Annotated in this window: 12 protein-coding genes; 4 read left to right on the top strand and 8 right to left on the bottom strand. The window is 75.0% G+C overall.

Features of this window, described 5'->3' with window-relative positions; all coding sequences use genetic code 11:
- Positions 1–46: 46 nt before the first annotated feature.
- The 3 genes from ACZ4WV_RS00660 to ACZ4WV_RS00650 form a co-directional block, all read right to left on the bottom strand.
- The gene (locus ACZ4WV_RS00660) at positions 47–655 is read right to left on the bottom strand and encodes a sigma-70 family RNA polymerase sigma factor (RefSeq protein ID WP_465741311.1); all 609 of its coding nucleotides are present in this window, start codon (positions 653–655) and stop codon (positions 47–49) included.
- A 166-nt stretch (positions 656–821) separates the two neighbouring features.
- Positions 822–1,190 carry a hypothetical protein gene (locus tag ACZ4WV_RS00655; RefSeq protein WP_465741309.1) on the bottom strand — a complete coding sequence of 123 codons (369 nt, stop codon included), beginning with the start codon at positions 1,188–1,190 and terminating at the stop codon, positions 822–824.
- 335 nt (positions 1,191–1,525) lie between these two features.
- Positions 1,526–3,961, bottom strand: a complete 2,436-nt coding sequence (locus ACZ4WV_RS00650) for an ATP-binding protein (protein ID WP_465741654.1) — start codon at positions 3,959–3,961, stop codon at positions 1,526–1,528.
- A 188-nt stretch (positions 3,962–4,149) separates the two neighbouring features.
- Between ACZ4WV_RS00650 and ACZ4WV_RS00645 the strand changes: the two genes are divergently transcribed.
- Positions 4,150–4,704, top strand: coding sequence for a hypothetical protein (locus ACZ4WV_RS00645; RefSeq protein ID WP_465741307.1), 555 nt, complete (start codon positions 4,150–4,152; stop codon positions 4,702–4,704).
- A gap of 430 nt (positions 4,705–5,134) precedes the next feature.
- Here ACZ4WV_RS00645 and ACZ4WV_RS00640 read toward each other — a convergent pair whose 3' ends face one another.
- Together ACZ4WV_RS00640 and ACZ4WV_RS00635 are read right to left on the bottom strand one after the other, a co-directional pair.
- A complete protein-coding gene (locus tag ACZ4WV_RS00640; RefSeq protein WP_465741305.1) occupies positions 5,135–6,004 on the bottom strand; it encodes an SAM-dependent methyltransferase in 870 nt (289 codons plus the stop codon).
- 114 nt (positions 6,005–6,118) lie between these two features.
- Positions 6,119–7,024, bottom strand: coding sequence for an NAD-dependent protein deacetylase (locus ACZ4WV_RS00635; RefSeq protein WP_465741303.1), 906 nt, complete (start codon positions 7,022–7,024; stop codon positions 6,119–6,121).
- A 167-nt stretch (positions 7,025–7,191) separates the two neighbouring features.
- Between ACZ4WV_RS00635 and htpG the strand changes: the two genes are divergently transcribed.
- Complete coding sequence (htpG, locus tag ACZ4WV_RS00630; RefSeq protein WP_465741301.1) at positions 7,192–9,123, top strand: molecular chaperone HtpG; 1,932 nt, start codon at positions 7,192–7,194, stop codon at positions 9,121–9,123.
- Positions 9,124–9,192: 69 nt separating this feature from the next.
- Here the strand turns inward: htpG and ACZ4WV_RS00625 are convergent, their stop codons facing one another.
- The 3 genes from ACZ4WV_RS00625 to ACZ4WV_RS00615 form a co-directional block, all read right to left on the bottom strand.
- Entirely contained in the window at positions 9,193–9,594 is a 402-nt protein-coding gene (locus ACZ4WV_RS00625; protein WP_465741299.1) for a pyridoxamine 5'-phosphate oxidase family protein, read from the bottom strand.
- Positions 9,595–9,748: 154 nt separating this feature from the next.
- Positions 9,749–10,381: an MBL fold metallo-hydrolase gene (locus ACZ4WV_RS00620; protein WP_465741297.1), complete on the bottom strand. Its 633-nt coding sequence runs from the start codon at positions 10,379–10,381 to the stop codon at positions 9,749–9,751.
- Positions 10,378–11,463: an S-(hydroxymethyl)mycothiol dehydrogenase gene (locus tag ACZ4WV_RS00615; RefSeq protein WP_465741295.1), complete on the bottom strand. Its 1,086-nt coding sequence runs from the start codon at positions 11,461–11,463 to the stop codon at positions 10,378–10,380. The genes ACZ4WV_RS00620 and ACZ4WV_RS00615 overlap by 4 nt, the downstream gene beginning before the upstream one ends.
- A gap of 588 nt (positions 11,464–12,051) precedes the next feature.
- On the opposite strand from ACZ4WV_RS00615, the gene ACZ4WV_RS00610 reads away from it, so the two are divergent.
- Positions 12,052–13,272, top strand: coding sequence for a cytochrome P450 (locus tag ACZ4WV_RS00610; RefSeq protein ID WP_465741293.1), 1,221 nt, complete (start codon positions 12,052–12,054; stop codon positions 13,270–13,272).
- Positions 13,269–13,526 (top strand): ferredoxin, encoded by a 258-nt coding sequence (locus tag ACZ4WV_RS00605; RefSeq protein ID WP_465741291.1) that lies wholly within the window; start codon positions 13,269–13,271, stop codon positions 13,524–13,526. Before ACZ4WV_RS00610 ends, ACZ4WV_RS00605 begins: the two co-directional genes overlap by 4 nt.
- The last annotated feature ends 43 nt before the right edge of the window (positions 13,527–13,569 follow it).

Raw genomic sequence — 13,569 nt, 5'->3', positions numbered from 1 at the left:
CGCGGACCACCGTACGGGTCGGACCGCGCACCGTCCCGGCTCCGCCTCAGCGGCCGGCCGGCGCGTAGCCGTGCTCCGCCGCCAGGACCGGCCGCAGCGCCCGGACCGCGTAGAAGTTCCGGGACTTGATTGTCCCGGGCGGCACCCCCAGCCTGGCCGACGCCTCCTGCACCGAGCGGTCCTCCAGGTGCAGCTCGACCAGCACCTCACGGTGGTGCTTCTGCACCCGCCGCAGCGCCAGCGCGATGTCCCGGGCGACCACCACCTGCTCGTACGGGTCCTCGGCGAGCGGCCGGTCCTCCACCGGCTCGCCGATCACCTCCTTGGCGCGGGCGGCGGCCATCCGGTAGTGGTCGATCGCGATCCGCCGGGCCACCGTGAACAGCCAGGGGCGGCTGTGCTCCGGGCCGTTGGCCAGCGCCTCCGGGTGCTGCCAGGCGCGCAGCAGGGTCTCCTGGAGGATGTCCTCGGCCTTGCCCCGGTCACCGCCGGTGGCCCGCAGCAGGGCGCGCAGCAGGTAGCCCCCGTGCAACCGGTGGATCTCGGCCACGGTCTCGGGGGCGAGGGTCGGCCGGGGCGTCGCCGCGACGGCGGTCTGCGGGCCGGCGGACGGCTGGACGACGGGTACGGGCTGGGCGGCTGACGGCTTCGACACGCGCTACCTCTCAGGTCGGGCAAGGGCACGGCAGGGCATCCGCCATCGGTCCCCGGCGGCTGCGCAACCAGCCTGTCGGACACCGCCAAGGCCGCACCAACGATTCGCCAACGCCCGGCCCGGGGCACCCGGGCCGTCCCGGAGTGCCGCCGACGGAACGGACGGCTCACGCCCGGTTGAGCGCCCGGACGAACTCCTCGACCCCGTCCTCGCCCCGGTGCTCGATCAGCACCGCGACCCACGTCGCCAACCGCTCCCTCTGCGCCACCGTCCACCCCGGCGCCGACGGGTGCTCGTCCACCACCAGCGCCCGCGCCACCCCCAGCAGCCCCGGCGTCGGCTCCGGTCTCCACCGGCCCTCCGGCGCCGCCCGCAGGGCCAGCCGCCGAGCCACCGCGGTCACCGCCTCGGCCGTACCCTCCGGCACCGGCAGGCCGGGCGGCCCCGGCACCTCCGGGAGTTCGGACAGCTCCGGCACCCCCGCCCGCACCAGGGCCTCGACGAACTCGCGCGCCTCGGGCCCGTCCGCATCCATCCCGTGTCCCTCCACCGTCCCGTTCACGGGATCCGCGCCCGTCCGACCTCGGTGGCACTCGGCGCGCGCCGGGTGCCACGGTACGACGGTACCGAGCGGCGGCCGGGCGGACGGAGGGTTTCGTCGCACGGCCCGCCCCCGGCGGCGCCGACAGCCGCCCGGCCGCGGACGGCCGCGCCCGCACCCGGCCGCGTCGGGGCCGCATCCGGCCCCCTTCCCGGCCGTCGGAGGCACCCACCGGTGCGCGCCCACACCGGTGCTACGGGCGCCGCACACGGCCCGGTTCACCGCCGGCCCGCGAAAGGGCCCCCTCCCGGGCCGCAGGCGGGACGCCGTCAGGTCGGTTCCGCGGCCGGGTGCTCCGCTCCGTCGGGCCGCGCCGGCCCGGTGAGCGCGTTCAGCCGGGCCCGTACCGCCTCGGCGTCGCGGTGCTGCAGGTCCTCCAGGATGGCGAGGCTCCGCATCCAGGAGCTGCGGGCGGCCTCGACGTCGCCGAGGGCGAGCTCGGTGTCGCCGATGTGGGTGTGGATGTCGGCCTGGAGGAAGTAGTCGCCGACCGCCTGACGCAGGCGCAGCGATTCGTGGTAGGCGGGCAGCGCCTCGTGGTACTCGCCGAGCTGGTGGTGGATGAAGCCGATGCTGTCCCAGATGGACGACTGTCCGGGCAGGTTGCCCGCCTCGCGGGCCAGTTCCAGTCCGCGCCGGCAGTACGGGAGCCCCTCCCGCAGCTCGCCCTGCTGCGCCAGGTACCAGCCGATGCTGTTGAGCGCGAGGGCCTGCCCGGAGGCGTCCCCGAGGGCCTGGAACAGGTCCAGGGCCCGGCGGGACTCCGCCACCGCCTCGGCGTTGGCCCGCACCTCGCCGTGGGCGATGGCGAGGTCGAGCTGGGTCCTGCCCTGGCGCGGCCGGTCGCCGAGCGCCTCGAACTGCTCCAGGGCCAGCAGCAGTTCGCGCTGGGCCTCGGGCTGGCGGTCCTGGGAGCGGTGCACCTGGCCGAGCCAGCGGTGGGCGTGGGCCTGGTGGCGGAGGTCTCCGGTGCGTTCGGCGGCGGCCAGCGCGATCTCGCTCGCCCGCTGCCACTGCTGCCACAGCCCCGACTTGAGCAGGTAGGCGACCTGCGCGCCGACGAGCTGCCAGGCGTGGAGGTCGGCCCCGGCCCGGTGCGCCGCGTCGACGACCCGCTCCAGCACCGGCTGCTCGTCCCGGTACCAGGCGAGCGCCCGCTGCCGGTCGGCCGGGTCCTCGGGCGTCACCCCGGCGGCCGGTTCGGCGAGGTCGAGCGGCTGCCACGAGGCGTCGTCGGCGTAGGCGAGGCAGCCGGCGCGGTGCGCGGTGTGCAGGTAGTGGTCGAACATCCGCAGGGTCGCCCCGGCCTGCCCCTCCGGGGACTCGAACGCGGCCGCCTGCTCGGCCGCGTAGGCGCGCAGCAGGTCGTGGAAGGTGTACCGGCCCCGCTCCGGGGCGGCGATCAGGTGGGCGCGGTGCAGGTCCTCCAGCAGGGCGCGGGTCTCGGACAGCGGCAGGCCCGCGAGGCTCGCGGCCGCTGCCGCGCTGACGTGCGGTCCCGGGTGCAGGCCGAGCAGCCGGAACAGCCGGGCGGCCTGCGGGGCCAGCGCGCGGTAGGACCAGGAGAACACGCCCCGCACGTCGGCGTGGCTGTCACCGGCCGACAGGAGGTCCAGACGCACCCGGGAGTCGCGCAGTTCGCTGACCCACACGCCGAGCGGGGTGCCGGGGTCCTCGGCCGCCCGGGCGGCGGCGATGTTCAGCGCGAGCGGCAGCCGGGCGCACAGCTCGATCAGCTCGTCGGCCGCCTCCCGCTGCTCCTCGACCACCCCGGCGCCCAGGCGGCGGGCGAGCAGCTCGCGCGCCTCCGCGGGCGGGAGCACGTCCAGGGTCAGCGGTACGGCGCCGTCCAGGGCGACCAGCCCGGGCATCCGGTTCCTGCTGGTGACCACGACCAGGCAGGTGGTGGAGCCGGGCAGCAGCGGGCGGACCTGCTCCGCCTCGCGGGCGTTGTCGAGGACGATCAGCGTCCGGGTGCCGGCCAGCCGGCTGCGCAGCAGCGCGAGCTGCCCGTCCGGGTCGGCGGGGATGCGGTGGGCCGGAACGCCCAGCGCGTCCAGGAAGCCGCGGGCCACGTCGGCGGCGTCGACCGGCGCCCTGGCGGGGTCGAAGCCGCGCAGGTTGGCGAACAGCTGGCCGTCGGGGAAGTGCTCGGCCACCCGGTGCGCGAAGTGCACCGCCAGGGTGGTCTTGCCGACGCCTGCGGTGCCGGCGATCGCCGAGATCACCACCGCGCCGCAGCCGGGGGTCACGTCGGCCAGCAGCCGGTCGAGCACCCGGAGCTCGTGGGCGCGGCCGGTGAAGTGCCGGACGGCCATCGGCAGTTGCTGCGGGCCGGTGACCATGGCGGAGCCGGGCGGCACGGAGCGGGGCGAACCCGGGCCGGGCGCAGTGGAGCCGGGCGCAACGGCCTGCGAGGCGGCGGCGGCAATTCCGGCGCGCACCGGGGCCGTCCGCGCGCCCGGCCCGCCCGCACCCTGCGCGTCCCGCGGGTCCGCGTCCCGGGCCGCCGTCAGCCACGCGGCGCGGGTGTCCGGGTCCAGCCCGAGCGCCTCGGCCAGCCGGAGCACCGAGGACATCCGCGGTCGGCGCCCGCCCGCCTCCAGGGCGCTGATCGATCGCGCCGACACCCCCGAACGCTCCGCCAGCTCGTCCTGGCTCCACCCAGCCGACAGTCGTCGTTCCCGCAACAGCGCGGCGAACACAGCAGCCCCCACCCATCCCCCCGGATCCCTGCGAACCGCGCCGTCGCCCCCACCGTCCGGCGCGGATCGCGAACGAGAGTAGCCCGAAGCACGCCGAAGTGTCAGGCCAACGTCGGGTCAACGTCGTGGTGGGCCTGCCGCGCCGCGGCGAGGATGAGCGCCGGACGGACCCGCTGGAGGAGGAACACATGAACGCTCGCAGGACCGCTTCGCGTCCGACCGGTGGTCCGGCCCGGACCGCGGTGGTCGCCGTCGCCCTCGCGGCGCTCGGCGCGGGCGCCCCGGTGGACGCCTCGGCCACCACCTCCCGCACCCCGGCCCGCTCCGGCGCCGTGCCGGTCAAGGAGGTCAGGACCGCCGACGGCGTGCTCACCGTCCGCCGGTCCTCCGACCGGCCGCCGACCACCGACCGGCCGTCCGCCGGTGCCGACGCCGCCCGGCCCACCTCGGCCACCACCTGCAACGGCGTGGACCCCAGGGTCTGCTTCGCCGTCAACGGCAGCGGCTACTACGTCAGCACCATGCAGAACACCACCTACTACGGTGCGGGCGCCTGGGCCGACATCCAGATCAAGAGCCCGACCGGGGCCGTCCTGACCGGCACCAGCTTCCACGCGGCCGGCGGCGGCTGGTACACCGCGACGTACGCGCCGTACGGCTACGTCGCCGCCGGTTGGTGGTGCGCCTTCAGCAACGCCGACGGCGGTGAGTACACCGGCAGTTGCCTCACCGTGAGCAACTGACCGGCCGAGCCGGCGGGCTCCGCCCCTCCCCACGGGGGCGGGGCCCGTCATTCGGCTGCGAGCCGCGGTCACGGGGGTGCCGCGGCTCGCGGCCGGCGCCGCTCAGCGCGGCATCGCGGCGAGGGCGGCCCGGGCGACCTTCACGGCGTCCGCCTGGCAGCTGCTCGCCGGGTGGTCCGCACCGCCGAGTCCGACGAGCACGCGCAGATTGCCGTCGCGGACGGCCCCAGCGTTTCCACGTGTACATGCCCCCCTGCCGCTGCTGCGACAGATGATACAGACGGGCCACCCGCGCCCCCCCGGCCGCCGGATCCGCGCCCGACGCCCAGGGCGACGGCGTTCGGCGCGCGGCGGTCGGCCGTCCCGACCGGGTCGCATGCGAACCGGCCCACGGACAGCACGAGTTCGCCGGGGTGGCCCCAAGGCGGCCCTACGGCTTGACGGCGACCCCGGCGTAGAAGGAGACCTGGGCGTCCGTGACGGTGGCCGCGCACAGGCCGGCGGAGTCGTCGCCCTCGCCGGGCTGCCAGCGGTGGGCGGGGACGATGCCCGGGTCGAGCAGGTCGAGGCCCTCGAAGAAGGTTGCGAACTCGGCCTTGGGACGCAGCCGGAGGGAGGTGCCGGCCTGGTTGTAGATCTCCTCGACCTTGGAGGCGCCCGCCGGGTCGAGTTCCGCGGTGGCGTGGGAGAGGACCAGGGCGGAGCCCGAGGGCAGCGGGTCCAGCAGGTGTTTGAGGATGGCGTGGGCGTCCGCGAGGTCGGGGACGAAGTGGAGCAGGGCCACCATCGAGAGCACCACGGGCTGGTCCAGGTCGAGGGTGCGGGCCACTTCGGGGGTGGCCATGATCGACACCGGGTCGCGGACGTCGCCGTGGACGTAGGCGGTGCGGCCCTCGGGGGTGCTGGTCATCAGGGCGCGGGAGTGGGCCAGGACGACGGGGTCGTTGTCGGCGTAGACCACGCGGGCCCGGGGGTCCACGCCCTGGGCGATCTCGTGGAGGTTCGGCGAGGTGGGGATGCCGGTGCCGATGTCCAGCCACTGGCGCAGGCCGCGCCGGGCCAGGGAGCGGGTGGCGCGGTGCATGAAGGTGCGGTTGGCGCGGACGGCGGTGCGCATGGTGGGGAAGGCTGTCAGGACGCGCTCGCCGGCCTCGCGGTCGACCGCGAAGTTGTCCTTGCCGCCGAGGAAGTAGTCGTACATCCGGGCGGTGTGCGGAATGTCCTGGCGTATGTGCGGCACCGTCGGCTCGCCGGTCCGCTCAGGCTCGGCGGGCGTCATCCAGGTCTCGTCCGCGCTCATCCGCTGTCCCCTCGTCTGTGATCACGTCAGGCCCGCCGCAGTCTAGCCAGGTTGGCGTCCACCGCAGCTCGGAGGGTGACGGCCCGTCCGTCACCGCGCTCCAGGCCTTCCTGGTCACGCCGGCGCCGGACCGCCCCTGACCCGCCGGGCCGCCTCGGTCAGCACCTCGCCCAGCGGCAGGCCGATCCGGGCCACGGCCACCTCGTCCCCGCGGGTCGCGCCCTGGTTGACGATCACCACCGGCGTGCCCGCGCGGGCCGCGTGCCGCACGAAGCGCAGCCCCGACATGACCGTGAGCGACGAGCCGAGGACCACCAACGCCTGCGCCGCGTCCACGAGTTCGTAGCAGCGCTGGACCCGGGGCCTGGGCACGGACTCGCCGAAGAAGACCACGTCCGGCTTGAGCACTCCCCCGCACTCCGCGCAGGGGGCGACCCGGAAGCCGTCCACCAGCTCCTGCGGCAACTCGGCATCACCGTCGGGGTTGACCCGGGCCGACCCGTCCCGGAATCCGGGGTTCAGCAGCTCCAGCCGCCGGTCCAGCTCCTCCCGCGAGCCGGTGCGCCGGCACCCCAGGCACACCACCCGGTGCAGCCCGCCGTGCAGTTCCACCGCCGCGCGCGTACCGGCCGCCCGGTGCAGCCCGTCCACGTTCTGGGTGATCACCGCCGACACGTGGCCCGAGCGCCGCAGCTGCTCCACCGCCCGGTGCCCGGCGTTCGGCTCGGCCCGCGCGATCGTCCGCCACCCGGCGTGGCTGCGCGCCCAGTACCGGCGCCGGGCCGCCTCGCCGCCCGTGAACTCCTGGTACGTCATCGGCGTGCCCCGCCGCCGGCTGCCGGTCTCGCCCCGGTAGTCCGGGATGCCCGACTCCGTCGACAGCCCGGCACCGCTGAGCACCACGACGCCCCGCCCGGCCAGCAGCCGCACCAGCGCCGCCAGGCCGGCCGCATCCGCCGCGCCGGCTGCATCGGCCGGGCCGGCCGCCGTACCGCCGGGACTCGTCACGGGCACACCCATGCCGTCCAGCGTAGAACCCGCCGCCGGACGGGCGCGAGGGCGGCCGGCGCCGGGACCGGCTACCGTCACCCCTGTCCCTCCGGGGACACTGAACCGGCGGACGTCCGGGGCCCGCCCCGACGTCCGCCACTCCTCATCCGCGAAACGGACAGAAAGGACGCCCAAGAGTGGGTAGCAGTGTCGAGACGCTGGAGTTCCAGGCCGAGACCCGCCAGTTGCTCCGGTTGGTGATCCACTCGATCTACTCCAACAAGGACATCTTCCTGCGCGAGCTGATCTCGAACGCCTCGGACGCGTTGGACAAGCTTCGGCTGGAGTCTCTGACCGACTCCGGCCTCGACGCCGACACCTCCGACCTGCACATCGAGCTGGAGGTCGACCGCGAGGCCCGCACGCTGACCGTCCGCGACAACGGGATCGGCATGACGCGGGACGAGCTCGTGGAGCTGATCGGCACGATCGCCAAGTCCGGTACCGCCGGCCTGCTGGAGAAGATCAAGGAGTCCAAGGACGCCGCCGCCGCGCAGAGCCTGATCGGGCAGTTCGGCGTGGGCTTCTACTCGGCGTTCATGGTCGCCGACCGGGTCACCCTGCTGACCCGTCGGGCCGGCACCGAGGCCGGCACCCGGTGGGAGTCCGACGGCGAGGGCACGTACCGGCTCCAGCCCGTCGACGGCCTGCCCGTCGGCACCTCGGTGACCCTCCACCTCAAGCCGTCCGACAGCGAGGACGGCCTGGCGGACTACCTGTCGGCATGGAAGATCCGCCAGATCGTCAAGCAGTACTCGGACTTCATCCGCTGGCCGATCCGCATGGCCGCCGAGCGCCCCGCCGACGCGGACGCGGACGCGGAGACCGCCGCCGCCCCGGCGATGGACGTGCTCAACTCCATGAAGGCGCTGTGGGCCCGGCCGCGCAGCGAGGTGACCGAGGCGGAGTACCACGAGTTCTACCGGCAGATCAGCCGCGACTGGCTCGAGCCGGCGGAGACCATCCACATGCGCGCCGAGGGCAACTTCGAGTACGAGGCGCTGCTGTTCATCCCCTCGCAGGCACCGCTCGACCTGTTCTCCCGCGAGGCCAAGCGCGGCGTGCAGCTGTACGTGAAGCGGGTGTTCATCATGGACGACTGCGAAGCGCTGATGCCGAACTACCTGCGCTTCGTCAAGGGCGTCGTGGACGCGCACGACCTCTCGCTGAACATCTCCCGCGAGATCCTGCAGCACGACCGGCAGATCCAGGCCGTGCGTCGGCGCCTGGTCAAGAAGGTCCTCGGCGCGCTCAAGACCGTGCAGGCCAAGGACACCGAGCGCTACGCGAAGCTGTGGTCCCAGTTCGGACGGGTGCTGAAGGAGGGGCTCCTCGAGGACGGCGACAACACCGAAGCCCTGCTGGAACTGGTGTCGGCCGCCAGCACCCACGACCCGGAGGGCACGACCACCCTGCGCGAGTACGTCGGGCGGATGAAAGAGGGCCAGGACGCCATCTACTACCTCACCGGCGAGACCCGCGCCGTGGTGGAGAACTCCCCCCACATGGAGGCCTTCGCCGCCAAGGGGTACGAGGTGCTGATCCTCACCGACCCGGTCGACGAGGTCTGGGTGGACCAGGTCCCGGCCTTCGACGGCCACCGCCTGCAGTCCATCGCCAAGGGCCAGGTCGACCTCGACGGGGCGGCCGGGGACGAGGAGGGGGCCGACAGCGAGAAGGCCCGGCGCGAGCAGGACTTCGCGGCCCTGCTGCCGTGGCTGGGCACCGCCCTCTCCGAGCAGGTGAAGCAGGTCCGCCTGTCGTCGCGGCTGACCACTTCCGCGGCGTGCATCGTCGGCGACGCCCACGACATGACCCCGACCCTGGAGAAGATGTACCGGGCGATGGGGCAGCAGGTGCCGCCGGTCCGGCGGATCCTGGAGATCAACCCGACGCACCCGCTGATCACCGGGCTGCGCACGGCGCACCAGGCCGACCCGGACGACCCCGCGCTCGCCGAGATCGCCGAGCTGGTGTACGGCGGCGCGCTGCTCGCCGAGGGCGGCGACCTGCCCGACCCGGCCCGCTTCGCCCGCCTGCTCACCGAGCGCCTCACCCGCGCCCTGTGACGGGCGCCGGGTGAACGCGGGGTGCGGGCGACCCGGCTCCCGGGCCGCCCGCACCCCCTCGCCGGGGGCTCAGGGCCGGCCGAGGACGCGGTCCACGGTGATCTCGATGACCACCCGGTCCGGGTTCTCCCGGGGCGGACGGTAGCGTTCGGCGTAGCGCCGCTCCGCGTCGGCGACCTGCTCGGGCTCCTCGCGCAGCACCGCGACGCCCTCCAGGGTGGACCAGCGGGCCCGGTCCACCTGGCAGACCGCGACCCGCAGCCCCGCCGTCCCGGCCGCCGCGACGTTGCGCGCCTTGCGGCTGGTGCGGCTGGTGATCACCCTGGCGGTGCCCGTCTCCGGCGCGAAGGTCACGCCGACCGGCACCACGTGCGGCGAGCCGTCCGGGCGGGTGGTGGTCAGGGTGGCGATGTGCCGCTCGCGCCAGAAGGCGAGGAAGGCACCGTCGAGGTCGCGCGGGTCATGGGCCATGATCGCGATCGTACGGCCCCCGGCGGCGATCAACGCCCCGGGGGCCGTACCGCCGTCCCGGGAGGCCCGGCCCGCCCGGTTCTCCCGGTTCTCCCGGGCCGCGCGGCCCGACCCGGCCTTCCGACTTGACGCGGGCCGGCCGGCCCGCCCCGGCTCAGTGCCCGCGGGCGATCCACTCCGGCAGCGCCGGGGCCTCGGCGCCGATCGTGGTCGGGTCGCCGTGGCCGGTGCGCACCACCGTCTCGGCGGGCAGCGACAGCAGCCGCGCACGGATCGACTCGATGATGGTCGGGAAGTGCGAGAAGGAGCGGCCGGTCGCGCCCGGGCCGCCCTGGAACAGGGTGTCCCCGGTGAACACGGTGCCCAGCTCGGGGGCGTACAGGCAGACCGCGCCCGGCGCGTGGCCCGGGGTGTGCAGCACGGTCAGCGCCGTGCCGGCCACCTCGATGCGCTGCCGGTCGGCGAGTGCGCCGTCCGGGAGCCGGTCGGGGTGGGTGAGCTTCCACAGCGGCAGGTCGTCCGGGTGCAGCAGGATCGGTGCCCCGGTGCGCTCGGCGAGGGCCGGGGCGGCGTCGATGTGGTCGTTGTGCGCGTGGGTGCAGACGATCGCCACCAGCCGCCGGCCGCCGAGCGCCGCCTCGATCGCCCCGGCGTCGTGGGCGGCGTCGATCACCACCGCCTCCCGGTCGTCGCCGACGATCCAGACGTTGTTCTCCACCTCCCAGCTGCCGCCGTCCAGTTCGAAGGTCCCGGCGGTGACCAGCCGGTCGATGCGCACGGACGTCACAGGACCACCACCGAGCGGAGGACGTCACCGTGGTGCATGCGCTCGAAGGCCTGCTCCACCGCGTCGAGTCCGATGGTCTCGGTGACGAAGGCGCCGAGGTCCAGGCGGCCCTGGAGGTGGAGGTCGATCAGCATCGGGAAGTCGCGGGAGGGCAGGCAGTCGCCGTACCAGGAGGACTTCAGCGCGCCACCGCGGCCGAAGACGTCCAGCAGCGGCAGCTCCAGGGTCATCTCCGGGGTGGGGACGCCGACCAGGACGACGGTGCCGGCGAGGTCGCGGGCGTAGAAGGCCTGCCGGTACGTCTCGGGGCGGCCGACGGCCTCCACCACGACGTCCGCGCCGTTGCCGCCGGTGAGTTCGCGGATCGCCTCCACCGGGTCGGTGGTCCGGGAGTTGACGGTGTGGGTGGCGCCGAGCCGGCGCGCCGTCTCCAGCTTGCGGTCGTCGATGTCGACGGCGATGATCTTCGCCGCGCCCGCCAGCCGGGAGCCCATCACCGCCGCGCCGCCGACGCCGCCGCAGCCGATCACGGCCACGGAGTCGCCCCGGCCGACGTTGCCGGTGTTGATCGCGGCGCCGAAGCCCGCCATCACACCGCAGCCCAGCAGACCGGCGACGGCCGGGTCCGCGGCCGGGTCGACCTTGGTGCACTGGCCGGCCGCGACCAGGGTCTTCTCGGCGAAGGCGCCGATGCCCAGGGCCGGGGACAGCTCGGTGCCGTCCGTCAGCGTCATCTTCTGCCGGGCGTTGTGGGTGTCGAAGCAGTACTGCGGGCGGCCGCGCTTGCAGGCGCGGCACTGGCCGCACACCGCGCGCCAGTTGAGGACCACGAAGTCGCCGGGCGCGACCTCGGTGACGCCCTCGCCGACCGACTCCACGAGGCCGGCGGCCTCGTGGCCGAGCAGGAACGGGAACTCGTCGTTGATCCCGCCCTCGCGGTAGTGGAGGTCGGTGTGGCAGACGCCGCAAGCCTGGATCCGGACCACCGCCTCGCCCGGCCCCGGGTCCGGCACCACGATCGTGGTCACCTCCACGGGCGCGCCCTTGGCACGCGCGATGACCGCCTTGACCTGCTGGGGCATCCGATTCCACCTCCGTCCGTCGGCCGGTGCGGCTGCGCACCGGCGTGACCTGCGACAAATACGAAGCGTAGCGCCCGCTCCGTCGCCCGCCGCCGAGCCGGGCCAGGTGATCCGCCTCACCGCGTGCGCCCGGCGCGTGCCCGCCACCTGACCAGGCCTCACGCCGCACCCACCCCGGCGCGGCCGGACACCGGGGGCGCGCACAGGTCGCTGAACGCCCGTCAGCGCGCGACGAACTGCCCGGAAACCACCGCTGTTGGCTGGAAGTGCCGCAGACGGGCGCCCCACCGTCCACGTACGGTCGTAGCAGAAGCGGTCCACGCGACCACGCACAGCACACCCGCCCCACCCGACGGCACGCCACCGCGCGCCGCCCGTGCCGGGCGCGTACCGACCGTACGCCTCCGCACGTTTCGCGCCACCCGCGCACGGGCCCGCCCCCCGCGCGGGCCGCGCCCCCGGCCCAATCCGCTGTCCCGGCCCCGAGCCGAGCCGCCGCGGCCGAACCGCCCGTCCCCCGCACGATCCCGGATCACCCCCCGTGCGGCCGCCCGAGAGCGGCCCGCTGACCTGGAGTCTGGAGTACGGATGTCCACCGAGAACAGTGCGACCGGTGCCGGCACCGGCACCGCCCCGCTCCCCCCGCTGCACTGCCTGCGCCACCTGGAACCCGGCCCGCCGCGGCTCGCCGCGCTGCCGACCGGCACCCCGGTCTGGCTGGTCAGCCGGCACACCGACGTGCGACAGGTGCTCACCGACCCCCGGCTGGGCCGCGCCCCGCTCTACGCGCCGGACGCGCCGCCGATCACGGTCACGCCGAACATCCTGGACGACCCGCAGAGCATGCTGAACATCGACGGCACCGAGCACCAGCGGCTGCGCCGCACCGTGCAGCGGGCGTTCACCCCGCGCGCGATCGCGCGCTGGAAGCCCTGGGTCGCCTCGGTGGTCGAGTCGCTGATCGACGAGCTGATGGACCACGGCTCCCCCGCCGACATCGTCGCCGGCTACACCCGGCCGCTGCCGGTCGCGGTGATCAGCCGGCTGATGGGCCTGGACAACCTGGACAGCAAGCGGCTCGCGCACTGGAGCGACCACGCGCTGTCCACCACCGCCTTCCCGGCCGAGGCGATCTCCGCCGCGATGGCCGAGTTCAGCGCCTTCGGCGCCGAGGTGATCGCCGAGCGCCGGGCCGCCCCCGGCGAGGACCTGGTCAGCGGCCTGCTCGCGGCCGCCGCCGAGGACGGCTCGATCACCGAGGGGCAGTTGGTCGCGCTGGTCGTCGGCCTGGTGGTGGCCGGGCACGAGACGACCATGACCAGCCTCGGAAACGCCCTGGTCTACCTGCTGGACGAAGGCCGCGAGGCCTGGCAGCGGCTCGCCTCCGACGAGGCGAGCGCCGCCGCCGCGACCGAGCAGATCCTGCGGGCCGTCCCGCTCGGCGACGCCCAGGAGTTCATGCCCGGACTGCTGCGCCGCACGGTGGAGGACGTGGAGATCGGCGGCGTGGCGATCCCGGCCGGCAGCGTGGTCGCCGCCGACACCGGCGCCGCCAACCTGGACCCGTCGGTCTACACCGGGGACCTGCGCACCGAGCTGTTCTCCCCGCTGGCCGCGCCGATGCTCACCTTCGGCGCCGGCCCCCACCACTGCCTGGGCGCGTGGCTGGCCCGGATGGAGCTCGAACTGGCCCTCCACCGGCTGGCCCGCCGGCTCCCGGCGCTGCGGACCACCGACCCGGTCGACGGCATCGACTGGCGGCGCGGGCTGCTCACCCGCAGCCCCAACTCGCTCCGGGTCGCCTGGTGACGGGCCCCGCCGAGACCGAGGCGGTGGTGGTCCGGGTCGACCGGGACCGCTGCATCGGCTCCGGGATGTGCGCGCTGAGCGCCCCGGGCTCGCTGGCCCTGGACGCCGACGGACGGGCCCGACCGGTGGCGGAATACGCCGACGGCGGCGCGGAGTTGACCGACGGGCTGGCCGAGGCGGTGGAGTTCTGCCCGGTCGAGGCGCTCGCCCTCCACTCGGCGCGCGGCGGCTACCGGATCGCCCCGCCGGACTGACGGCCCGTCCGGTGCCGCCTGCTGCGACCGTGGCGGCAGGCGG

The sequence above is a fragment of the Kitasatospora sp. NPDC029312 genome (genome assembly GCF_055569215.1).
This window is presented reverse-complemented; position numbering and strand designations above follow the sequence as displayed.